Origin of the sequence: Vibrio sp. WZ-1 (assembly GCF_052037695.1) — a bacterium.
In the GTDB taxonomy this organism is placed as follows: domain Bacteria; phylum Pseudomonadota; class Gammaproteobacteria; order Enterobacterales; family Vibrionaceae; genus Vibrio.
Genome location: NZ_JBQEQR010000067.1, coordinates 54,507 through 78,097, shown reverse-complemented (window position 1 = coordinate 78,097; position 23,591 = coordinate 54,507). Strand labels below are relative to the sequence as shown.

The following is a 23,591-nucleotide window of genomic DNA, read 5'->3' as shown; positions in this document are numbered from 1 at the left end:
TAGGGCAAATTACTCTTTGCTAACGCCAGCTAGTTCCATCAATGCATCATGATCTAAGATGGTGATGTACTTACCTTTTACACTCAGAATTTCAGATTTCTGGAAGCGACCAAGCAAGCGGCTGATAGTTTCTACCGTTAGACCTAGGTAGTTACCGATATCACCACGCGTCATGGTTAGGCGGAACTCACGAGGGCTAAAGCCACGTTGTGAAAAACGAGTCGATAGGTTGTATAGGAAAGCAGCAAGACGTTCTTCAGCATTCTTTTTAGAAAGAAGAAGAATCATTTCCTGATCGCCCTTAATTTCGTTACTCATCAGACGCATAATCTGTTGGCGAAGCTTTGGCATTTTTCCTGACAAATCATCAAGGATTTCGTAAGGAATTTCGCAAACCATTGATGTTTCGAGTGCTTGCGCAAAACTTGGGTGTTGGTCACCCGTAATTGCATCGAAACCTACAAGGTCACCTGCTAAATGAAACGCAGTGATTTGCTCATCGCCTTGCTCTGTAATGGTGTAGCTCTTGATCGTGCCAGAGCGGATAGCGTACAGAGATTTTAGCTCATCACCTGCTTTAAAAAGCTCTTGGCCTTTTTGGATTGGCTTTTTTCGCTCGATGATTTGATCCAACTGATCCAGCTCAGACTCGTTTAGAGTGAACGGAATACATAGTTGGCTAATGCTACAATCTTGGCAATGAATCGCGCAACCACCTGATTGGATACGCTTTGTTGCAGGTTTTTCAGAAATCATAACAACCTTTCACTATTTGATATACATCAATATTTTATCACTGCTTACTCCTAAAGGGTAGCAAAAATATGATGGAAAACGACTTTGATGCTATATGAAACCAAGCATCTTCATCGCGCCGGCGGCAGTATACATGCCATAGCTTATTAGGATTAATGCTGAGATGTTTCTAAATATTAACGATTTTTGCAATTTCTGAAAGTGGCTTGCGCCGTACCCAATAGCCAACATGGATGGAAGAGTTCCGAGCCCAAAAGCTAGCATGATTAATCCACCGTTTAATGCACTTCCTGAAACGGCAGACCATGTAAGCGCTGAATAGACTAAGCCACAAGGTAGCCATCCCCAAATAAAACCAAATGGGAATGCGTGAAAGGAATGCTTTAAGGGAAGTAAGCTCTTTCCAGCTGGAGAGATAAACTTCCAGATATGTTGACCTGCTTTTTCTATGACCAATAGACCTTGCCACCATTTGGCGATATAGAGTGCAACTAAGATCATGAAAAGTGCGGCGACAAAACGAAGCCAAGCAAGAGATTGGGTTAGACCGCTCAGTTCAGAAAGGCCAGAGATTGCACCACCGACGATAGCACCAATCAATGCGTAGCTTGCAAGCCTACCTAAGTTATAGAAGAGAGGGATGGTTGGTGAAGGTTTGTTGTTTGGTGCTCCCATTGAAAGCAAAGAAGCGATACCGCCACACATTCCCATGCAATGACCGGCCCCAACGAGACCGATCATGAATGCACCAATAAAGTCTGGGCTCATAAAGTAAGCTTATGGTTTCTTGTTAGTTGTTTTTTCTTCTTCATCAAAAAGAATGTTATGACCTTGTCGCTCTAGGTCTTCAAACTGATCACTACGAACAGCCCAAAGGAAAATAGCGACGGCGACACAGACCAACACAATGGCAATAGGGATTAAAATGTAAAGACTTTCCATGCTAGATCTCTCACTTACTTCTCTTTAAGCAGACGCAATGAGTTGGATACGACGATAATAGAACTCGCAGACATACCAACTACCGCGACATATGGCGCGACTAAACCTGCGACTGCCAGCGGCAAAATTAACAGGTTGTATCCCAAAGACCAAGCCAAGTTTTCTCGGATTATCTTTCTTGTACGTATCGCAAGCAATCTAGCTTCCAATAGTTTCTCTAAATTATCGCCAAGAAGCGTCATATCTGCAGATGCTTTTGCGACATCGGTACCTCCACCCATGGCGACAGACAGGTGTGCGCCAGCTAGCGTAGGTGCGTCGTTGATACCGTCACCAACCATCATTGTGATGTCGCTCTTGTCTAGCCCTTTAAGATACGCGAGTTTATCTTCTGGTTTTGCCGATGCGATCACATGGTCAATACCCATTTCATCAGCAACAGGATTTGCGTTCTGCAAAGAGTCACCGGTTAATAGTGTCGTCTTGATACCGGCATCAGCAAAACGTTGAATGAATGCTTTGCTCTCTTTACGAATAGGATCGCGGTAGTAGAACGTCGCAGCATGTGCATCATCCACTGATAGGTATACAGCGTTACTTTCATCTCGATTGTTGCCAACAACGAAAGTAGCACTACCGATTTTTACTACCTTGTTGTCCCAAATTCCTTGAATCCCAGAACCAATAACATTTTGAACGTCACTGACGGTAACATCTTCTAGACCAAAGTCAGAAAATGCGCGAGCAATAGGGTGATTTGCGTGAGCTTCAAGCGCGGCTGCAATCGCTAGTGCTTCGGCTTCGGTTATGCTCGTAAAGGTTTTGGTTTCACTGATTTCGATATCGCCTTTGGTAAGTGTCCCCGTTTTATCAACAACAAGGTGGTTAATTTTGCACAGTGTTTCGAACACGTGTCCCTTACGTAGCAAAATACCGAAATTGCCCATACGAGACGTTGCACAAGTTAACGCAGTTGGAGTTGCTAACGAAAGGGCGCAAGGACAAGTCGCAACCAACACAGACAACATGATCCAAAATGCATCATCAGGTTTAGTTTGATGCCAGTAGAACCATGTTCCTGCGGAAATGATAAGAATCGCACCAACAAAATATCGTGCAACGACATCTGCGATCTCCGCAATCTTAGGTTTGGAGTGCTGTGCTTCGTCTTGAAGGCGTACAATATTTGAAATCATCGAATCCGCTTTTGAATTCGTCACTTCAAGCTCGAAAGATTCGTCACCATTCAACGTTCCGGCGTATACCGAGTCACCAGATTTCCTAACCACGTGAATAGATTCACCAGTGAGCATAGATTCATCGATATGGATTCGACCGGAAATCACTTTTCCATCTGCAGGAATGTGTTCGCCAGGAAGAACGCGAATACGATCGCCAACCTTTAAGGTTTTTACTGGGATTTGCTCACCGTCGAGCGTGGTAGCTATAGCAGGGATTAACTTCAGAAGGTTACCACTAGCCGCAGCCGCCTTACGACGTGCTCGCATCTCTAAGAATCGACCGACCAACAAGAAGAAGGTAAACATTGAAATGGATTCAAAGAAAACTTCACCTTGCTCGGTAACTGTCGCGACCAAACTTGCTACATAAGCGAAGATCAATGCGATGGAGACGGGGACATCCATACCAAGTGTACGACCTTTGATGCTTCGCCATGCATTAAGGTAGAAAGGAAGAGCTGAATAGAGTAGTACAGGCGTTGCAAAGATTAAACTGACCCAACGGAAGTAGTTTTTGAATTCAGGTTCTAGGTCACCAAAAACTTCAAGATATAACGCTACCGCAAGCATCATCACTTGCATTGTCGCAAGACCTGCAATACCTAATCGATAGAGATATTGCTTCATGGTTCGGTGATAGGAAGCCTCTTGTTTATCAGCTTCAAACGGAGCAGCTTTATAACCGAGTCTGTGAATCACTGAGAGCAATTCACTAAGGCGGACTTGTGTTTTGTCCCAAGCAAGTAATGCTCGGTTCGTGGTGGTGTTCACACGAATGGAGACCAGACCTTTCACTCCTGATACTTGTTTTTCGATTAGCCAAGCACATGCTGCGCATGATACGCCTTCTAATGAAAGGGTGACTTCTGATGTGTTCTCATGATGACGAACAAACTCTGACTGAACGTCTTCATTGTCATAATGAATGAGCGCTTGAAGCTGTTCTGGAACTAAATCTGCCTTTTCCGCTGGCGCAGTTCGGTATTGGTAGTAGGAGACGAGACCACTTTCAACAATGGTTTGTGCCACAGTTTCACAGCCTGGGCAGCACATGTCGCGAATTTCACCCAATATTTCTACTTTGAAATCCGTGTTGGCTGGTACATCTTCACCGCAGTGGTAACAGGATTTACACATAGACTTACTTCATCAATATTGTTGGTTGTGCAGGGAACTCGACTCGACCTTGAATCATCCATTCTTTGTTGTGTGGTTCAAGCTCGACGAACCAAGGGCCCTGCATAGAATCTTCAGGTGTTAAACGATAATTACCTTTTGCATCTGCTGTAAGCAGCTTCGTGAAGTCACGATCTGGCAACGTACGGTGTGTGAACGTTGCAGTTAAAGCAGGGAAGTGAGGCAACTCACCTTTATTGAAAGCGATAACAACAGTGTTCTTATCAGAAGAGACTGTAGCGTTAAGACCAAGGTCACGAGCGACATTCATTTTACTGATGTCGATATTGATGCCTTTGCCTTTTTTATAGTAATCCTCAGCGACCAAAGATACCGAGTTGTTGGCGAATACGACTACTGTAACGACCGTCCATACTACAACCGTCAGAGGTAGGATGATCAGGAACCACGGCCAAAATTGTTTATACCAAGGCTTTACCATAAAAAAGTTCTCAACAGCTAAATGAAAAAATGTAAGGCTTTAAATTTAAAGGAAAGACAGCCCCTATGAAAGGGGCTGTTATTGAAATGTTACTTATTGTCAGAGTTACTTAAGCTCCAAACGTATGCCGAAACAAGTTGAACCTTGTCTTCGCCTAGAATGTCCTTCCAAGCTGGCATTACACCAGAGCGACCATTCATAACTGTTTCCGTTACCGCAGCGCGCGAATCGCCGAATAACCAGTATTGATCCGTTAGGTCAGGTGCACCCACAGCAGGGTTACCTTTACCATCAGTACCGTGACAAGCAGCACACACAACGAAGCGAGCTTTACCTGCTTCTGCTTCACGTGCATTCACTTTACGTCCAGATAAGCTTAGCGTGTAGCTTACAACTTCTTGAACACCTTGTTCGCCAAGTGCATCTTTCCACGCTGGCATCTGACCGATACGGCCTTGCATGATAGTAGTAACGATAGCCGCTGGCTCGCCGCCATATAGCCATGCATTGTCGGTCAGGTTAGGGAAACCTGTCTGACCACGAGCATCAGAGCCGTGACATTGTGAACAGTTTTGTAGGAACAAACGCTGACCAACCTTAATTGCTTCAGGATCTTGCGCAATCTCAGGGATAGGGCGTAGACCATCTGCGTTATGCGCAAGGGCACGAAATGCTTCGCCGAAGTATGCGTCCGCGTCATCTAGCTCTTTAGCGTATTGGTTAAGTTGCTTGTTCTCTTGTGCTCGTGCGATGGCTTCTTTTGATTCTTCCAACGTACGTACGGTTTGATCCGAACTCTGCCAGTTTAGGAGTCCTTTAAAGTTACCTAAGCCTGGGAACAGTGCCAGATATACCGCGGCAAACACAAACGTGCTCACAAATAAGTATGTCCACCATTTTGGTAGAGGGTTGTTAAGCTCGCGAATACCATCGTACTCGTGGCCCATGTCTTCCCCTTCCTCGACGCCCATTTTATCTTTAGCGCACCAAGTCAGGAGGATCGCACAGCCAACTAGCGTACCGACAGTAATCACGATAATCCAGAGACTCCAGAATGTAGTCATTACTTCTTCACTCCTTGGTTATTTGGGGTCGTTTGTTCTTCGTCAGCAAACACCAAGTTAGCATCTTCCTCAAAACGTGCCTTACGCTTCTTACTAAATGCCCACCATACGATGCCAATAAAACTAGCGAAGAGTACAACGGTATAAATACTATGAATTGTACCGAAATCCATGTTACCCCCTTACTTCATTGCATGACCAAGAGACTGAAGATAAGCGATGATTGCATCCATCTCTGTTTTACCTTCTACTTCTTTAGTCGCATTCGCGATTTGTTCATCCGTGTACGGAACACCGAACTGGTTGCGGAATACTTCTAATTTCTTCTGCGTCAGCTTGCCGTCTAGTACGTTCTCTTCTAGCCAAGGGAAACCCGGCATGTTTGATTCTGGTACTAGCTCACGTGGATCGATTAGGTGAACACGATGCCACTCATCAGAGTAACGCCCACCTACACGCGCCAAGTCTGGACCGGTACGCTTAGAACCCCATAGGAATGGGTGCTCCCAAACGCTTTCGCCAGCAACAGAGTAGTGACCGTAGCGTTCTGTTTCAGATCTGAAAGGGCGAATCATCTGACTGTGACAAACGTTACAACCTTCACGGATATAGATGTCACGACCTTCCATTTCCAGAGGAGTGTAAGCACGTAGGTTCTCTACAGGTTCCGTCGTTTGCTTCTGGAAAATCAGAGGCGTGATTTCTACAAGCGCACCCCAACTGATTGCGAAGACAATGAAAATAGCCAACAAACCGACATTACGTTCTAGGATTTCGTGGCGATTATTCGAATTATTACTCATTCTTTAATCTCCTTATGCCGGTTGAGGGATAGCTTTTAAGCTTTCTTTAGGCGCAGTTACCGTTTTGTACGTGTTGTATGCCATTAGGAACATACCGAATAGGAAGATAAAACCACCTAGGAAACGTACGAAGTAGAACGGGTAAGATGCCTCTACAGATTCGACAAAGCTGTAAGTTAGCGTGCCGTCAGAGTTAACTGCGCGCCACATTAGGCCTTGCATTACACCAGAAATCCACATTGCTACAATGTAAAGAACGGTACCAATAGTTGCTAACCAGAAGTGAACATTGATTAGGCTAACAGAGTACATGCGCTCTTGACCGAACAGACGAGGAACGAGGTGATATACAGAACCAATTGAAACCATAGCAACCCAACCTAATGCACCAGAGTGAACGTGACCAATGGTCCAGTCTGTGTAGTGCGATAGCGCGTTTACTGTCTTAATAGACATCATTGGGCCTTCGAAAGTAGACATACCATAGAAAGACAATGAAACGATTAGGAAACGTAGGATAGGGTCGTAACGAAGCTTATGCCATGCACCAGACAGCGTCATGATACCGTTGATCATACCACCCCAAGATGGAGCAAATAGAACCAGAGACATCACCATACCAAGAGATTGAGTCCAATCAGGTAACGCTGTGTAATGTAGATGGTGAGGACCTGCCCAAATGTATAACGAAACTAGTGCCCAGAAGTGAACGATAGATAAACGGTAAGAGTAAACAGGACGTTCAGCTTGCTTAGGAACGAAGTAGTACATCATGCCGAGGAAACCAGCGGTCAATAGGAAACCTACCGCGTTGTGTCCATACCACCATTGAACCATTGCATCCACTGCACCTGAGTAAATCGAATAGGATTTACCAAGCGCAACAGGAATTGCCATGCTGTTCACGATGTGAAGTACTGCTACTGTGATGATAAAGGCACCGAAGAACCAGTTAGCAACGTAGATGTGAGAGGTATTACGCTTAACTAATGTTCCAAAGAACACCACCGCATAAGATACCCAGACAATCGCAATTGCGATATCAATAGGCCATTCTAACTCAGCGTACTCCTTACCCGAGGTAAAACCTAGAGGTAGGGTGATTGCTGCGGCTAGGATAATTGCTTGCCAACCCCAAAAGGTGAAGGCAACGAGTGGGCCACCAAAAAGACGTGTTTGACAAGTACGCTGAACAACATAATAAGATGTTGCGAACAGAGCACTGGTACCAAACGCAAAAATTACCGCATTAGTATGCAATGGACGTAAACGACTGTACGTCAACCACGGCGTATCAAAGTTTAGCTGTGGCCAAACTAACTGAGCGGCAATCAAAACACCAACAGCCATACCAACTATGCCCCATAAAATGGTCACAAGGGTAAATTGGCGAACGACTGTATAGTTGTAGTTTTGTTCAAGCTGCTTTACTTGGCTCATTTGCATGCTTCCAATTTCTAATTAACTACACTTTACTTCCAACACGACTTGCGTCGTAACACCACCCAAGTAAACTCAAGAATTCAAGTGTTATCATCACTTTATTTCCATTGCTGACTTTAATAAAAAGTGGCATTTTCAGCGAAACACTATACTTGAATTAACAATTCAATGACAGAGTAGTAACCTTACAACGCCTCTGGAAATCATTTTTTATTTAAAAAGTTTGAAGTTTGTAACAAGGATATTAGGAATTATGGCTGCACAAAAGTTAACAAAGGCAAGACTTGCACAAATCTTAATCATGCTCAGTGTTTTAATAACTGCATTTGTCTGGAGAACCTTTAACTATGAGAGTATGCGTAGCGTCGATTGTTCACAAAAAGAACGATGTGATGTAACAATTGGGCGAGAAAATATCCAAATTAGAGTGCTCTCTGACAAGATATCTATCCAAACAGCCAAAAACAGCAGAGTGAAAATTGATCTAAATCAATCTAGAAACTATGTCTCTATAAACGACGGGGAAATGGATATTCCAGTGAATGAACTTCCTGCCAATAGAATTATATTCCTACAACAAAATAGTGAAATCGTGAGCGTAACTTTATAAATCAGATCTGACGCGAGATAATTGTTTCTTATTTGTGCAATTAGCACTTTTGTCACTGGTAGATTCTGTTAGTGATGGTATAAGAGTATTGCTTCAAACAATAATTAGATAGTATGCACTGCCAATCATTATTTACACATATTGAAGATGAAGATAAAGCTGTTGCTCATTTTCGTTCAAAACTAGAAACTGAGAACCTCGCTTTTATTGTCTGTTATTACACAGAGGAGTATGACGCAGAAACGCTGTGTAGTGCTCTTTCGCGTAATTTTACCGATATACCTTTTCACGGAGCGAGTTCTTGTCACTCTATCATGACAGAACAAGGTGTTCATCATGGTCCTGTGGTTGCTATTTTGGCTATTTACGATTCTGGTTTACATGCATATGGAACTGGTATTTCGCCATTATCTTCAAATAATCTAAATATAAAGAAAACTACAAACTGTGCCTTAGATATGGCTCTCATCCATGCTGGAAGGCGGGGGGAGTTACCTAGCCTGATCCTTTTGCATTCAACACCAGGAAGCGAAGAGGAGATTATTGAAGCGATAGACCAACGATTTGGCACTCTAGTTCCTATTATTGGAGGGTCTGCTGCTGATAATAAAATTGAAGGTAAATGGTCTATTATTAGCACGCAAGGGCTAAGTGATAATGGTGTGAGTGTCACATTATTCTATGCGTCTCAACCAGTAGAAATTGCATTCGGAGCAGGGCATAGTCCTACGGAATTCAAAGGCACAGTTACTAAAGTCTCGGGTAGAAACCTACTAGAAATTGATGGTAGACCAGCATTAGAGGTTTATCGTAGCTGGACACAGCTCCACGCAGATAAAGATAAAAGTTGTTTCTTATTTGATATCGCCAGTGCTTATCCGTTAGGTCGGGTCGCTGGTAGTATTTATGAACGGCCATACTTTAAATTATCACACCCAATTAGAGAAACCTCCGAAGGGGGAATCGAGCTATTTACGACCCTCGCTGAAGGCGATGTGGTTTATCTAATGCAAGGTAGTCGGCGACACCTTATTAGTAGAGCGGCAAGAGTTGTAAATTCTGCATTGAGCCAAAAACTAGAGACATCGAAAAAAATCGGAGTAATTAATATCTTTTGTGCGGGGCCAATGCTAAATCTCAAACAGGACATCGATGATGTTTGCGACCAAATCAACATCGAACTTAATCACTTGCCATTTATATGCCCGTTCACGTTTGGGGAACAAGGGCGTTTTATTGGCGGCGAAAATGGACATGGAAACTTAATGATTTCTTCTGCAATTTTCCACAGACCCTATGAAAACTGAAAACACAGATATCTATCAACAAGAAGAGCTTCAAGAAACCTTGATTGAACTCAAACGTTCAAGAGAAAGAGAGAAGCAACTTGTTGATGAAAACAAAGCAATACTGACCGCAATCTCCTCACTTAGCGAGGCTCAAAATAAGCAGGAAATTTTTGAAGGACTCAATAGTGTTTTAACAAAATACATTGGTTTCGATGATTTTATTGTGCTGAGCCGCGATGATTCCTCTTCCAAATTTGAAACATTTTTAACGACCAATACTGCATTCACAAACACCACATGGTTACAAGGTAACGTCTTTAATCGCGCACTCAAAGGCGAGTGTATATTAATCTTTGAACCTAATAATATTACAGAGTTTCAAAAGCTTAACCCTTTTCTCATCAATCACATTTCATCCGTGCTTGTCACAGGAATTCGCACTGAAGTGACCCAAAGCGTAATTATGTTAGTAGGTTCGCGAAAAGGTCAGTTTAGCATCAATGACAAAGAAACTTATCGTCGCTTTAGGCCATTGATTGAAAGAGCATTATTCGATATCGAATACAAAGAAAAGTTACAACGTATTGTTGATTTAAGGACAGCAGAACTGGCAAAGGCTAGGGAAGAAGCGGAAAGAGCAAACCGCACTAAGTCTGAATTTTTGGCAATGATGAGCCATGAAATCCGCACACCTCTAAACTCAATTTTGGGGATGCTCGATGTACTCAAAACTTCAGAAATGGCAAGTTTTGAGGAAAACAAACTCTACCAGATGGAAACCTCTGCTGAGCTTTTGCTAGCCATTATCAGTGATATTTTAGATCTATCCAAAATTGAATCGGGTAAATTCCTTTTAAAAGAAAAATGGGCAACAATTAGTGACAGCGTAACCAATATTCTATGTCAACATAAACAAGACGCTAACCTTAAAGGCGTGGACTTTGAATATCAGTCCAATATTGAGGATATTAAGGAGTACTGGTTAGACTCTGTTAGGCTATATCAAATCATATTTAACCTTGTGGGCAATGCTGTAAAGTTTACTAACGATGGCAAAGTCTGTGTAAAAATGATTGCTACCAATAATGCTGTTGAACTCGAAGTAACGGATAGCGGGATCGGTATATCAACAGATAACATTCAGAACATCTTTAGAGCATTTCACCAGGTTGATAACTCGACAACTAGAATCTACGGCGGAACCGGTCTAGGCTTGGCCATCACAAAACACTTAGTTGATATGATGAGAGGATCAATTACTGTAACGAGTGAGCTCAATGTAGGGTCAACGTTTACGGTGAAAATTCCCGTATTGTCGAGAGATAAAAAAAATGAGCTTAAAGAGGAATCGCCGGAAAAAGCGAATTCACTTAACGTTCTAGTTGTCGAAGATACGACATCAAACCAAATGGTGATTACTTTACTATTAAAGAAGTTAGGCCATCACACATACATTGCTAATGATGGACATGAAGCCATTGCTTTTCTAGAGCAGAGAGAAGTTGATGTAGACATCATTTTAATGGATATTTCTATGCCCATAATGGATGGTTTGACGGCAACAAAACAATTGAGAAATCGCGGAATCAAAATTCCAATAGTGGCATTAACAGCTCATGCAATGGAAAGCGATAAGAAGGCATGCATAAATGTCGGAATGAACGGATTTATTTCAAAGCCTGTAAGGCAACGCGATATTCAGGAAGCTTTAGTGATCGCACAGTGTAATAGCGTTAAATCTACATAGTTATAAAACTTAATATAGATCTTACCAATCGCTAGATTGATAAGATCTATATTAAGTATTTTATGGTAAATCACCATTATGTTTAATGATGCAAAGGAATAACGTAAAAGAAGAGAAGGTTAGGCACCTTAGAAGTATCAGATTTCACGTAGCGCTACACCGTATTTAACATAACACATATAATGCGCACTGTAATAATGATTCTGATGGGCTCGAAATCACCATAACCAAGCCACCACAAGCCATTGAAATTCCTGCTAATCCAAGCCCGTTATACTTTTTTGCTATGTTTTCCCACATACCGCGAATCTCTGGATTCTCGTTGCGATCAGCGTGACAACCTAACAATGCAATTTCTGGGTCTATTCCTGATGCTTTCGCCAGAAAAACTGCTTCTGAATCAGAGATATAGCGCTTTCCTTTGCGCATTTCACTAATTCTAGACGCTTGCACGTTCAAATCAGCTGCTATTTGTTTGTCTTGTACATAGTTTTTAGCCTTTTTGTAGGCATCTAACAGTTCACTTTGATACATCTAAATTCCTCCGTTTCCAACATTCTAGCTCATCTGTTCCGATTTTTCGTATCTTGAACTTCCGGAAATTCGGAATTAGGATTCCGTTAATTCGGAATTTGACCACCTTGGTTTGGGCTCTTGCCCTTGACGCTCTTGCTCGGCCTTGGTGGTCACTCTCAACTGTCAAGGTGTTGCTATGAACAAACTTACTACCCAAGGCGCGATCATTCTCGATACGGAAACTACTGGCTTAGGCACTGATGCTCGTATTGTCGAAATATCAGGTATTTGTGCGTCTACTGGTGATGTTGTATTTAATCAGTTAGTAAATCCTCTTTGTTCAATCCCACCCGATTCACTTCGAATTCATGGCATTACCGATTCTGATGTTGAATTTATGCCTACTTTTGATGTTGTTTGGAACCAAATTAAAGAGTTCTTATTTGATAAGCATGTTCTGATTTATAACTTCGATTATGACTATCGACTAATCTCCCAATCGCTGAGCGATTTCTCATACCCTGTAAGCAATCTCTCGCACATGATTTGCGGTGAATGTGTAATGCTCTGGTATGCGGAGTTCTTCGGTGAGATTAGCTTAGTATCTGGTGATTACAGATGGCAGTCTTTATCAAATGCCTGCGCTCAACAAAATGTCGATGTGTCTGATTTAGTTGCGCACCGTGCTTTAGCTGATTGCGAAATGACTCGTCGCTTGATTCATGCGGTTAACTCACAGCTGGATAATCAAAGCCTAGCGAACTGTGACGGCGTCACTGGTAGTGAGTGCTAAGCCATGCGTGAATTAGTTGTCGACTTGGCTACGGGTAAACAGGAATACATTGAGTTTGTTCCTGTTAACTCATGGAATTCTACTGAGCGTATCCCCGATTATTTGTTTAATCACCGCTTTGATTATGTAGACCATACACGCGCCGCTTACCCAATGGCAGCGCGTGTTATGCCAACGCTCGACGCGCAAATCTATTCTCACGATAAGTCAGAATTTATTGAGCGCCCTGCTTCCAATCCTTGTTTTGACCTCCCTAAAGCGTTACACCGTAATGGCGACTTTACTCGCCATATGGTGCGCGCTTATACCGACATCATGAAAACACGTGATGCTGTGGAAGCCGCTCGATCTGTGGATGAAGCTCACACTCGTTTGACTGAGCATGGCTACAGCTATGCGATGTCAGACGATGACATTACCGCTATGGCCAAACGTAAATCACGCGACTTCTCTCGAGTGATTAATGCCATCCCCATTGAGTTTTGCGAGGCTCGCTTTAACAAAGCATGTGCTTTGCTTGATTCAATAGGCTTGGCATTTACTGAGGCTGCTATCGACTACGCAACCAGTAATTGCGAGTTGTTTTCTTTGGTTAATCGCGCACTGGATGAACATTGGCTTGTTCGCCAGCTGCGCCGCAAATGTGCTTACGAGGTTGAGCGAGTGGCTCGTGACCTTGCTCTGGTGCAACGCCGTAAGCAAGTTTATTGCTCTGATTTCTCGGTCAGTCGTCAACGTGACCGTAATACATCTAACCGCATCGCGTTAGACAACACCATTGCTTACGATGAAGCTGATCCATCTAACTACTTCACGCTTAGCGAACTGTCAGAAAAGTCTATCTCCAATCCCGCTATTCGCCGCTCTGAAATGTTCGTTCGTTTACGTGGGTTTGAGGAAATTGCGCAAGAATCTGACCATGATGCGGTGTTCTTTACCGTTACAACACCGTCTCGTTTTCACTGCGTCTCTAAAGGCTCAGTCAATTCTAACTGGTTGAACGCAGGCAAGCCCGACGCGAAAACGGCTCACGCTCACTTGATGGGTGTTTGGGCGAACCTACGTAAGTTTCTCGATAAGAACAAAGTCAAAGTTTACGGGATGCGCATTGTTGAGCCTCACCAAGACGGCACACCACATCACCACCTTTTGCTGTTCATGGAAAAGTCCGTTCGTAAGCCATTAATTGCGGAGTTTCGTCGCTTGGCCATGGCTGACAGTCCTAACGAAAAAGGCGCCAAGAAAGCGCGCTTTAAAGCCGAAGTCATTGACTGGTCAAAAGGTTCAGCGGTTGGCTATGTGGCTAAGTACCTGAGCAAAAACATTGATGGTCAGCATATCGATTCAGATAAGGGCTCGTCTCTTTCTGGCTCCGATGCGGCTGAGCGTGTCGTCACTTGGGCGCGCGTAAACCAAATCCGCCAATTCCAATTTATTGGTGGTCCATCTGTCACGGTATGGCGTGAGCTTCGTCGTCTTCGTGATGAATTCAAAGAGGACGACGCATTGTTTACCGACTTATCTCAAGACGAACACTTTCTTTTAGAAAAAGTTCGACGCTCAGCGGATGAAGGCGATTGGAAGGCGTTTTGCTATGCCATGGGCGGCGTGTTTGTTAAGCGCAAAGACCAACCTGTCAAAGCCCAATACACCGTTTCCGACTCCATTGAAAAACTCATTGCTTCGGGCGGTGAATACTCTCCTACCCGCTACGGCGATATGGCTCAAGCTCGCTTAAATGGCTTGATGTTCCATCAGATTTTTATTGCTACTCGCTTTCGTAATTGGAAGACCGAGAACAAAGAACAGTTCTTACGTGCTCAACAAGGGATCATGTCTAACGTTGTTGACTACTTTGATGCGCTCGAACGCGAACAAGAATACGAACGCATGTATGACGATTTGTATGAGCAATACGAAAAACACCTCGCGCTTTATGACGAAATGCATGCATTGATGCTCAGTGAGCCTCTGGAAATTAATGAGTCGTGTTGGGTGGGCGCAGCCCCGCCCGATACGACTCATTAATTTCCCTTGGACTTGTGTCAATAACTGTCATTTCCATTTTTAACTCACAACTCAAACGTAAAAATAAGGGCAAACCACTATGAGAATGCAAGGTTTAATTCTGGATGAATCGGACATCCAGCAAGAAACAAAAGTAGACCGTAACGGCGAACAAAAGACCGTGGGTAAGTTGCGTCTAATCACCACCAATCCAACTTCAACGATTGAGGTTCGTGTCTCCCCTGAATTGTGGGACGGCGGCAAGGCTGGCGAACTGCTCAAGCGCTGCGTTGGCAATCGCATCCTGTTCGATGTTGAGCACAAGAAAATGAGCTTTGGTAACGATGAAGGTAAGCACGTGTCGATTGACGGTTTCCACCTTTACGCACTGCCAGAACTTAATCAGAAATAAGGTTTTTTACTATGACCGACGCGCAATTTACAGAGCTAATGGCACGCATCGATAACTTCCAGTTAATGGTGTTCCTCGGGATTTGCTTTCTGTTGGTTGCGCTCGGATGGATAGCCGGAGGTCAACGATAAATGCTTTCAACTCAGTTCATGCTCGGCTGTTTTTGTGGAGCATTTATCCTTGGTTTCTCGGTTGGATTTCAAATTTTGGTATTCAAACGAGCCGCTGAGGTTTCAACTTCTTCAAACTAACCATAACGATAGGATTTTAATTATGGAAAAACAAAACAAGGTTCGTGCATCCCTTTCAAAAGCACGTGCGGTTGTAACAGATAAACGCGCTGTTATCGCTGGCGCACTTCTTACGGCTGGTTCGAGTGCTCACGCAGCACTTCCACAGGCAGCTGCTGATGCTTTCACTAGTTTAGGCACTTACGTTACTGACATGCTTACGTCTACTTGGGGTATCGCCGTTCCATTAACCGTTGGCTTTATTGGCATCAAGCTATTCAAAAAAGGTGCAAACAAAGCAACGTAATCCACTTTCTTCATTCACTTATGGGGTTGCCTTTCGGCTTCCCCATTATCAAAAAGTGCCGTTTTTATGCGTAACCATTTCATACTTCACATCGTTCTATTCTTCTTTGCTTCCTTTTCATATGCTGGCATGAATGATACGTATCAGGCGCGCCTTACTTCTGCTGTTCATTACAATAATGATTGTGTCCAAACGGGCGATTTGACCACACCTAGTGCCGTTCTTTCTTGTTTTCCAGGTGAGCATTCCAACGGTTTAACTTATGAATCTTGCCGTGTAGATAATCCTTCAGATCAACCTTCACTTTTTTGTGAATTTTCTGCTCCAGGTACTTCCGGCTCTGGTTATATCGTTTTGTTTAGTCCGCCCCCTATTACCTGTGAATCGAAACAAGGTTTAAGCCTTGGCAATAAAACTTGGTCTCTACTGACTTATGGTTCAGCGCCTAAAGTATGCTTGAAGCAATGCGAAGCGAAGATAAATACAACGGCGATATGTGCCGGTGATTCTTGTAACGCAAGCTATATCTATAGTGGTTCGGGCTGTGACTACAATGGCGCTATTACTAACGGCTCTGTTCCCAAAGTGTGCAGACGCAGCACAAACCGCACGGGCTATGATTGCCCTCGTGACGTGAATGGCGACAAAATCCCTAATGATTCCGGTGCGCCTTACGACCATGAAGCTATTTGTGGTTTCAATATTTTAGATAGCTTTGCCTGTACTGGCGGTTCATTTGACGATGGCGTCAAAGATGACGACCCCGATTTGCCCGATACACCGGACATCGACCCGCCTGATGCGGTTGACCCTGATGATGGTGACACCGTTCAACCTGATGACCCACCGGATAAACCGGACGTCGATACGCCTGATGAAACCGATAACTCAGGTGTAATAAGTGCCATCGTTGAACAAAACAAAGACATTAATACCAACTTCGACAATAGCATCACCGCTATGAACAAAGGCTTTGCCGATATCAACACCCGTCTTAATCAAGCGAACAGCAATACCAGTGCGTTAAATGACAACTTATCCAAACAGTTACTACAAGATTACAAAATATATAAGGACTTGAAAGAGAACATCAGGTTAGCAACAAAAGCGATTAATGACGGTGATGTAGAGCTAGCGAAAAAGCTGATTGCTTCAAACGATGGTGTGGCTGACAGAATAACGGATAACAACACCGAAATGGTCAACAAACTCATTGCAGCTGTTGCCTCTGCATCATCTTTTAACAACGAAGTTTCTTACGGCTCTGCCCGTGAAATAGTGAAAGCGCTTAACGATAATCTTAGACCTCGCGGGGTAACGATTTACGATGCTGTGCTTAGGTTTAACGAGTCTTTTGATGAATCAAAAAGAGACATTCAAAACATAGAGTTGCACGCTTATGAGACTAGAGATGCCGTTAATGTAATCAAAAAAAATACCAGCAGCACAAAGTCTAACACCGCAAAAATTAATACCTCGGTAAATAAGCAAGGTAACAAGCTGGATAAATCGATCAAGCAAATTAACGACACTCTTAAATCTAATGACTTAAAAGACCAACAACGATTGGAGGAGTTAAAGGCTGCACTAAGCGACCAAACAGAATCCATATCCGGTGCGCTTAGCAACATCAAGGTGGATGCGGATTTTGACGGTTTAAGTGATTCGCTCGCGTCATTGAATGGTGCTTTGGACGCGAATGCGGCGGCTATGAGTGCCGCAGCTGGCTCTATCAATGGCATCACAGGCGATTTGGAAGATTTAATTGATGAGCTCAAGCCTTGTGAGCCTAATGCTGATAACAATTACTGTGAGAATCCACACGGTTTAAACAGGCCTTATATCGCAAGTGCGTTAGGTCAAGCGACAAACCAATTCAATAAAGACCAACAGGCTTACGATGAGACCGTAACCGATGAATTGACGGCTTTAAAAGACCGAAAACTGAACCCTGATTCTGAGTATCACATTGAAAAAGTGAGCGGTTATTTTCTGGATGTTTTACCTAGGCCATCCAGTTGCTCTAACTTCTCTTTCCCTTTGACGACTGGTCATTCAGCTGTAATTGACTGCTCCTTTTCGGAAAAATTGAAAATGATCCTTTCGATACTCATTTACATTTACACGATCAAAACGCTCGTTGAAATTTTATTGACTGAGGTTACACCCGTTCCAAGCAATAAGGCTGGTTCCTCTGGGAGATATTACTAATGGTTGCTCTACTTCCGATTATTAGCAGTGTCAGTACTGCGTTACGTATCCCCGCGCTAGTCGCTTTTTTTTCTCAGATTGCGGCTACGTTGTTCGGTTGGTTTTTTATTGCTAAGTCTCGACAGCTTACTTTGAATCTTGTGATTTTGACCATGCTGGTTGGTCTTACGGCTGCCTTAACGTTGTCGATATACACCATTGCTGCAGGGCTTTCGTATGTAACTCCGCCTTATTGGTCTCAAGCCGCGGGTATGTTTATTCCTAGCAATGCGATCCCTTGCGTTAGTGCTATTTATTCAGCACGTCTTATCCGCTGGGTATGGGAATGGAAGTTCTACGCGATTGTGAGGTCAGCATAATGGCCTCCGTTTATTTCGTTACTGGCAAGCTTGGCTCAGGCAAAACGCTCACGGCGGTTGGCAAGATTCGCGAAGCCTTTATGCGTGGCGTCCCTGTTGCAACCAATCTCGATATCAACCTCAAAGAAATGCTAGGCAGAAACAAGCGCAATACTCGTTTGTATCGCCTGCCTGACAAGCCACAAGTGGAAGACTTGATGGTAATTGGCTCTGCCAACAAAAGCTATGACACATCAAAGGACGGTCTCATCGTTCTGGATGAGTGTGGGACTTGGTTTAACTCCCGAACGTGGAATGACAAAAACCGCCAGAAGTTAATCGACCACCTTTTGCACATTCGAAAGCTTGGATGGGACGTCATTTTTATCGTTCAGGACATTTCTATCGTGGACAAACAGGCGCGTTTAGCACTGGCTGAGCACACGGTGTTTTGTCGCCGTTTAGACCGTCTCCAAGTCCCCTTTTTATCAACGGCTGTCTCATTGGTTACTCTTGGCCAGTTAAAGCTCAAGTTCCCTAAGTTACACGTTGGTATTGTGAAATATGGTGACAATGCCAACTCATTAACAGTAGATAAATGGATGCTTTGGGGCACGGATTTATACAGCTCCTACGACACTAAGCAAATGTTCAGGAACAACTATGAGGACGGTGTCTATTCAGTGCTTCCCCCTTTCTATACGCATGGACGTTACACTGTCCCTTACACCATTAGGAACATTATGAGGATCACCAAAATCTATCTAAGGAAGTATTCAAGACTTACGGTATTTACGGCTGGCGTGGCGGTCTCTTTCGTCGTCTGTTCATACGTCGGTGTGTCTGAATCTCCAACGCTATCACATGAGCCCGCTGCAGAGACATCGGAAAAGCTCGCTAACGTTCTTAATGGATTCACTATTGAATCATCGATGAATCCACCAAATATAGCTCCGTCCTTTGTTCTTGTTAATGACAATGTGCGCCTGTCTTCATCGCAGCTTTACGCCATGGGATACAAAGCCGTGTCTTATGGCTCGTGTCAGATTGAGGTCTTCAAAGGTAACGATAAATTCAGGGTGAACTGCTAATGAGTCGAAACAAACGCTATGAGCAAAAGATGAAGTCTCAAGGCTTCAAAAAGGTCACGTTATGGGTTCCAACAGATAGAGAGTCCGACATCAAACAAGCGGCTTCACTGATGTGCGAAGCGGAAAATTTAACCATTGGCGTGCTCAAAGATATGGAAACGGGACGCATGGTCTCAATGCACCAATAAGCCCCCGTCACTGGTGACGCTAACAGACAATGAAAGGCAACACATTATGTCATGGATAATCCACCTACTTTGCGCCCTTACCCGTTTATCTTCGATACGTCGATTAGTACAAATTAGAGTGATGGGTATATCGCTTACTCTTGCTTTGTTATCTCCTTTGGCGCTTGCTTCGTCTTCCGCACCTTTTGAAGCAAAAGACACACCGATAGCAGACTTTGCTTCATGGTTTTCGGCTCAAACGGGACTCACGGTTGTTCTTGGCCATGGCGTAACAGGCGAAGTCAGCTTCACCGCGCCTGAACTTAATGAGAAAGACTACCCGACGTTCTTCTTGTCAGTCCTAAGAGCGCATGGTTATGAACTCTCCCATGACCATGGCATCTATACCATTGTTGTGGATGCGAATAAGGTCGAAACTATCGAGCCTTCTTTTGTAAAGCTCTACAAACTCAATCACGTTAGAAATACCAAGATAGTTGACCTTATGTCTTCGATGTTGGAAGCCACGCAAACACAAACGTTGGAGCAGAAATCGTTAAAGAACTTTAAGGTTGAAGTGCTACCCACAACGAACAGCATCATAGTGACCGGAACGCGCACCCAGCTCGAGAAGATAGACGCTTTAATTGAAGGCATCGACCAATTGCAAAGACAGGTGTTTATCGAGGCGATTATTACTGAGTCCGTATTAGGCGACTCGCAAGAGGTTGGCGTTAACATGAGCTTAGCGCTCGGTGAGGCGGGATTTATCTCTCAACCAACCGCTATCAAAAAGGCCGTAGATAACATACTGTTTTATGAAGGCGGTGACTTTAATGCGCTCATCAAGGCAGTAACTAAAAACCAAAACACTAAGCTCCTATCCCGCCCAAACATGTTCATCATGGATAGAGAGCGTGGCTACATAACCGTGGGTCAAAACGTGCCTTTCCTAACTTCAACAGAAGTCACGGATGGAGGTAAGCAAATCCAGCAAATAGAGCGTAAAGACGTCGGTGTATCTCTGGATGTGACGCCTCATGTGATGGGCAATCATGTAGTGCTTCAGATAACGCAGAAATCTGATTCGGTAACGGACTCCTCTATCGCTTCTGACATCATCACCAATACGCGCACCTTACAAACCGTTGTTAAGGTACTTGATGGCCAAACCATCACACTTGGCGGCCTCATCTCTTCTGAGCAACGTGACTCTGTCTCCGGTGTTCCAGTTCTGATGGAAATCCCTCTACTTGGTTCGTTGTTCCGTACCGAGAAGACCAACACGGTCGAGAAAGAGCTCAAAGTAGTTATCAGAACCACCATACTTTAGCCACCATAAAGTCAAGGTTCTTGCTGGCTGCTATATGCTTGCATGTAGAGTCAGTGAGAAGCCGACAAGCGATAGCGCGTCAGTTGCCATCAACAATGCTGAAGTGCAGATTTGTACTCTTTGCACTTGATGTCAGTGTCACGTTCTATGACCTTTGTAAGATGTCCCTTGTCGTAATGGCTTCTGGCTTCAAAACGAAGTAATGGGTGGTGACCTTCTAAGACGCTATTAACGTAATGATCTCTTTCTTGGCGTTTCTTTTGTCTATGGCTAGAGTCGTCTAGTTCAATAACCGCATAGACTTTTGTTTCTTTGTCTGTAATTACATAGTCCATGCGTTTGGCCCATGTCTTAGAATTATCTTTGAAGTTCAACGGTTGCACTAACGCCATTAATGAAACTTGCGTATGGATAACGTAGTCATCTGACAGGATGTCTTGCAGAACGTTATAAAACCTCCTTTCTGTCTTGGTGGCAAGGTACGTGCTTTTTTTATGTGGGACAACGACCTGTGTTGTAGTGTTGGTATTACTAGCTGAAGGAATCGGAACATCGACTGTTAGATCTCTACCTCCAAAACCTGACTTAGCTTCATAGGAATGTGGTTTGCTTATGTCTTTCTGGAAAGGTGGGGTTTCCTTCCCCATCCGGCGTCTATGTCTATTTACTCCCTTGTTCTTTTTTCCTCCCTTAATCATCAGATAGACGATGCATGAAATAGATAAAATTATTATTAATTCTGACACTTAAAGCTCCATTCTATTAAGCAAGCAAAGCGCAAATTGTAGCATATGTAAACTTGGCAAATCTAAAGGTTAACTACGTCCAGAAAAGTAAAAGTATCGCTGCAGTTAGTAATTATGGGTGAAAGTCTTCACCTATCAAGATGTCGCTGCTAGTATGTATATATATACAGTATGTGGTGATTTTATGCTGATTCGATACGTTAAAAACCATAGCGGGTCTATCCTCGACGCTAATGGTTATGATGGGTATGGTAAGTTCGTAGAAGTGCCAGCACTTCTTCGTAATGGAGAATATAAGTACGATAGATACGGCGGTGTTATCAACGCTTTTGAATGTCGTTCGTTTCAGAAGGTTAAGCTTGTTGGTTTCACTGAGTACAGCTTTGATGACGGAAAAAGCTGGATTAGAGTAGACGACAATCATTACTTGATTGGCGTTCGTAAACTTGGGGAGTTTTACATCGTACTATTCAATGGAAAACCAAGGGCATTGCCTTATGAGCCAAAGGAAGATGAGCGCTACTACAACAATGTTCATTTTATCCATAGTGGTAGTTTTTAGTTGTTTAAGCTTTAGCCCTACGAATACTGGCTAATCCTCTGTTATGTATTACGGGTGTAAAGTCCCGTTTGGCATGAAAGAGAGAAACTTGTTTCTGTGCACTTTGTTGTTTTTATACAGGTTTACTATGTATATAATCGCCCCAGTTTTTATAATAAGGCTTAATCATGCATATTTGTCACAATTGCGATACTGAATATAACCCAAACGACTCAAAATGCCCTTCATGTGATGCTACCAAAGTTTTAATCAAATCAAGTAAAAGCATGGTTGCTGTTCATGCAATGACAGTTGAGTTGGAAGTTGATAATAGTAAGTCTACTGTTGAGCCTAAATTTGGTTCACTATGGCCACTTGACGGTAAAGACGTATCATTCCAGTTCATCCAGCAAGTAGAGTTGAAATTCAAGCGCAAAAATAAGTTCCATGGTTACTATGATGAGGAAACTGGGAGTGATGTAGCAGGGTTGCTGAGTAAATACTTCACATCTTCCGTTACTCAGGAAGACTTTACGGCTTTAGTCAATTCCTTTGCTAATGAGCTAAAGAAAGCTATTTTCGATCTTAAAGTGTCTTCTAAAGTTGCTAGTTCCAAAATAGTTTTTATGCACTATAAGAGCACTCAGAATGACGACTTTGGTAGACTTTTAGCAGTAATGGTAGATAAGAAATCTGGTTTTGATTTTACTGAGGGGTCATTGCTACCAAAAACTGCGCAACACATTAACTTAGAATCGCTGAAACAAGCAATCTCCATCGATCTCGATCTTTTTGATACGTGCTATCCGGAACAGCCTAAAAATGAAGCTTACTTGAAGTTTATTCGAGGGTCTTCTTCAGCAAGTTACTTCCGAGTTGCATTCGGTTGTAAAGAGAAATCTGATAACGGCGAGTCATTGGACAATCTTTATAAGGCTATCGACTCTTACGCTACTATCAATAGTCTCGGTTTCGATTTTTGTATAGAAGCGGAAGAAAAACTTACAAACTTTGTTACAAAGATTAAGGCTTCTAACAAATCATCTTTCTCTATCGACCAAGCTGCTATTGTCATTGAGTCAGCATTACCAGAAAGTAGAAAGGAGCTCGAAAACACTTTTCCTACTTTTGTGAATGAGAGTGAGTTATTGATTAACCACTACATTGAGCCAACAGCACATCAAATAAAAGAGCATCAATGGATAGACTTCTCTGATGAACACAATGGATTGATCGCTCGTGTTCACTCATCGATTGAGATTGGTAAGAAAAACGAAGGTAAAGATGTCGAGTTCAACGAGTCAACTAGGAAGTTGGAGATCAAGATAAAGGATGCGAAAACTCGCGAAAAAATTATTAGAATGATTAACAGGGACAGTTAATGCT

At 43.2% G+C, this 23,591-nt stretch carries 25 protein-coding genes; 14 read left to right on the top strand and 11 right to left on the bottom strand.

The genetic code is table 11. The features are described from left to right. Positions 1–9: 9 nt before the first annotated feature. The 9 genes from ACTS60_RS09345 to ccoN form a co-directional block, all read right to left on the bottom strand. Complete coding sequence (locus ACTS60_RS09345) at positions 10–756, bottom strand: FNR family transcription factor (RefSeq protein WP_440888018.1); 747 nt, start codon at positions 754–756, stop codon at positions 10–12. 90 nt (positions 757–846) lie between these two features. Next, positions 847–1,524, bottom strand: coding sequence for a sulfite exporter TauE/SafE family protein (locus ACTS60_RS09340; protein WP_440888017.1), 678 nt, complete (start codon positions 1,522–1,524; stop codon positions 847–849). A gap of 9 nt (positions 1,525–1,533) precedes the next feature. Next, complete coding sequence (gene ccoS, locus ACTS60_RS09335) at positions 1,534–1,698, bottom strand: cbb3-type cytochrome oxidase assembly protein CcoS (protein ID WP_440888016.1); 165 nt, start codon at positions 1,696–1,698, stop codon at positions 1,534–1,536. A gap of 14 nt (positions 1,699–1,712) precedes the next feature. Beyond that, a complete protein-coding gene (locus ACTS60_RS09330) occupies positions 1,713–4,076 on the bottom strand; it encodes a heavy metal translocating P-type ATPase (RefSeq protein ID WP_440888015.1) in 2,364 nt (787 codons plus the stop codon). Positions 4,077–4,080: 4 nt separating this feature from the next. Continuing rightward, a complete protein-coding gene (locus ACTS60_RS09325) occupies positions 4,081–4,557 on the bottom strand; it encodes a FixH family protein (RefSeq protein ID WP_440888014.1) in 477 nt (158 codons plus the stop codon). A gap of 89 nt (positions 4,558–4,646) precedes the next feature. Continuing rightward, a complete protein-coding gene (gene ccoP, locus ACTS60_RS09320) occupies positions 4,647–5,621 on the bottom strand; it encodes a cytochrome-c oxidase, cbb3-type subunit III (protein WP_440888013.1) in 975 nt (324 codons plus the stop codon). Beyond that, positions 5,621–5,794 (bottom strand): cbb3-type cytochrome oxidase subunit 3, encoded by a 174-nt coding sequence (locus ACTS60_RS09315; protein ID WP_005396487.1) that lies wholly within the window; start codon positions 5,792–5,794, stop codon positions 5,621–5,623. Before ACTS60_RS09315 ends, ccoP begins: the two co-directional genes overlap by 1 nt. Before the next feature lie 9 nt (positions 5,795–5,803). Then, positions 5,804–6,424 (bottom strand): cytochrome-c oxidase, cbb3-type subunit II, encoded by a 621-nt coding sequence (gene ccoO / locus ACTS60_RS09310; RefSeq protein ID WP_440888012.1) that lies wholly within the window; start codon positions 6,422–6,424, stop codon positions 5,804–5,806. Between the two features lie 12 nt (positions 6,425–6,436). Continuing rightward, positions 6,437–7,864 carry a cytochrome-c oxidase, cbb3-type subunit I gene (ccoN, locus tag ACTS60_RS09305; protein ID WP_010447944.1) on the bottom strand — a complete coding sequence of 476 codons (1,428 nt, stop codon included), beginning with the start codon at positions 7,862–7,864 and terminating at the stop codon, positions 6,437–6,439. A gap of 256 nt (positions 7,865–8,120) precedes the next feature. Between ccoN and ACTS60_RS09300 the strand changes: the two genes are divergently transcribed. The 3 genes from ACTS60_RS09300 (at position 8,121) to ACTS60_RS09290 (ending at position 11,513) form a co-directional block, all read left to right on the top strand. Further along, positions 8,121–8,477 carry a hypothetical protein gene (locus ACTS60_RS09300; RefSeq protein WP_440888011.1) on the top strand — a complete coding sequence of 119 codons (357 nt, stop codon included), beginning with the start codon at positions 8,121–8,123 and terminating at the stop codon, positions 8,475–8,477. Positions 8,478–8,590: 113 nt separating this feature from the next. Next, positions 8,591–9,784, top strand: coding sequence for an FIST signal transduction protein (locus ACTS60_RS09295; protein WP_440888010.1), 1,194 nt, complete (start codon positions 8,591–8,593; stop codon positions 9,782–9,784). Further along, on the top strand, positions 9,774–11,513 hold the full coding sequence (locus tag ACTS60_RS09290; protein WP_440888009.1) for an ATP-binding protein: 1,740 nt from the start codon (positions 9,774–9,776) through the stop codon (positions 11,511–11,513). Before ACTS60_RS09295 ends, ACTS60_RS09290 begins: the two co-directional genes overlap by 11 nt. 165 nt (positions 11,514–11,678) lie before the next feature. Here ACTS60_RS09290 and ACTS60_RS09285 read toward each other — a convergent pair whose 3' ends face one another. Then, the gene (locus ACTS60_RS09285) at positions 11,679–12,047 is read right to left on the bottom strand and encodes a DUF3693 domain-containing protein (protein WP_440888008.1); all 369 of its coding nucleotides are present in this window, start codon (positions 12,045–12,047) and stop codon (positions 11,679–11,681) included. Between the two features lie 178 nt (positions 12,048–12,225). On the opposite strand from ACTS60_RS09285, the gene ACTS60_RS09280 reads away from it, so the two are divergent. The 9 genes from ACTS60_RS09280 (at position 12,226) to ACTS60_RS09240 (ending at position 20,918) form a co-directional block, all read left to right on the top strand. Continuing rightward, on the top strand, positions 12,226–12,822 hold the full coding sequence (locus tag ACTS60_RS09280; RefSeq protein ID WP_440888007.1) for a 3'-5' exonuclease: 597 nt from the start codon (positions 12,226–12,228) through the stop codon (positions 12,820–12,822). 3 nt (positions 12,823–12,825) lie between these two features. Further along, a complete protein-coding gene (locus ACTS60_RS09275; RefSeq protein ID WP_440888006.1) occupies positions 12,826–14,850 on the top strand; it encodes a replication endonuclease in 2,025 nt (674 codons plus the stop codon). A 79-nt stretch (positions 14,851–14,929) separates the two neighbouring features. After that, positions 14,930–15,241, top strand: coding sequence for a chemotaxis protein (locus ACTS60_RS09270; protein WP_071236613.1), 312 nt, complete (start codon positions 14,930–14,932; stop codon positions 15,239–15,241). A 273-nt stretch (positions 15,242–15,514) separates the two neighbouring features. Next, positions 15,515–15,778: a major coat protein gene (locus tag ACTS60_RS09265; protein WP_440888005.1), complete on the top strand. Its 264-nt coding sequence runs from the start codon at positions 15,515–15,517 to the stop codon at positions 15,776–15,778. A 66-nt stretch (positions 15,779–15,844) separates the two neighbouring features. Next, positions 15,845–17,989: a hypothetical protein gene (locus ACTS60_RS09260; RefSeq protein ID WP_440888004.1), complete on the top strand. Its 2,145-nt coding sequence runs from the start codon at positions 15,845–15,847 to the stop codon at positions 17,987–17,989. Continuing rightward, positions 17,989–18,348 carry a DUF5455 family protein gene (locus ACTS60_RS09255; RefSeq protein WP_440888003.1) on the top strand — a complete coding sequence of 120 codons (360 nt, stop codon included), beginning with the start codon at positions 17,989–17,991 and terminating at the stop codon, positions 18,346–18,348. Before ACTS60_RS09260 ends, ACTS60_RS09255 begins: the two co-directional genes overlap by 1 nt. Continuing rightward, positions 18,348–19,418, top strand: a complete 1,071-nt coding sequence (locus ACTS60_RS09250; protein ID WP_440888002.1) for a zonular occludens toxin domain-containing protein — start codon at positions 18,348–18,350, stop codon at positions 19,416–19,418. The genes ACTS60_RS09255 and ACTS60_RS09250 overlap by 1 nt, the downstream gene beginning before the upstream one ends. Next, entirely contained in the window at positions 19,418–19,606 is a 189-nt protein-coding gene (locus ACTS60_RS09245; protein WP_440888001.1) for an antitoxin MazE-like protein, read from the top strand. Before ACTS60_RS09250 ends, ACTS60_RS09245 begins: the two co-directional genes overlap by 1 nt. 46 nt (positions 19,607–19,652) lie before the next feature. Next, positions 19,653–20,918: a secretin N-terminal domain-containing protein gene (locus tag ACTS60_RS09240; protein ID WP_440888000.1), complete on the top strand. Its 1,266-nt coding sequence runs from the start codon at positions 19,653–19,655 to the stop codon at positions 20,916–20,918. Positions 20,919–21,007: 89 nt separating this feature from the next. Here the strand turns inward: ACTS60_RS09240 and ACTS60_RS09235 are convergent, their stop codons facing one another. After that, entirely contained in the window at positions 21,008–21,664 is a 657-nt protein-coding gene (locus tag ACTS60_RS09235; protein WP_440887999.1) for a DUF2726 domain-containing protein, read from the bottom strand. 184 nt (positions 21,665–21,848) lie between these two features. Between ACTS60_RS09235 and ACTS60_RS09230 the strand changes: the two genes are divergently transcribed. After that, the gene (locus ACTS60_RS09230; protein ID WP_440887998.1) at positions 21,849–22,226 is read left to right on the top strand and encodes a hypothetical protein; all 378 of its coding nucleotides are present in this window, start codon (positions 21,849–21,851) and stop codon (positions 22,224–22,226) included. A gap of 266 nt (positions 22,227–22,492) precedes the next feature. Then, entirely contained in the window at positions 22,493–23,587 is a 1,095-nt protein-coding gene (locus ACTS60_RS09225; protein ID WP_440887997.1) for a hypothetical protein, read from the top strand. Positions 23,588–23,591: the final 4 nt, after the last annotated feature.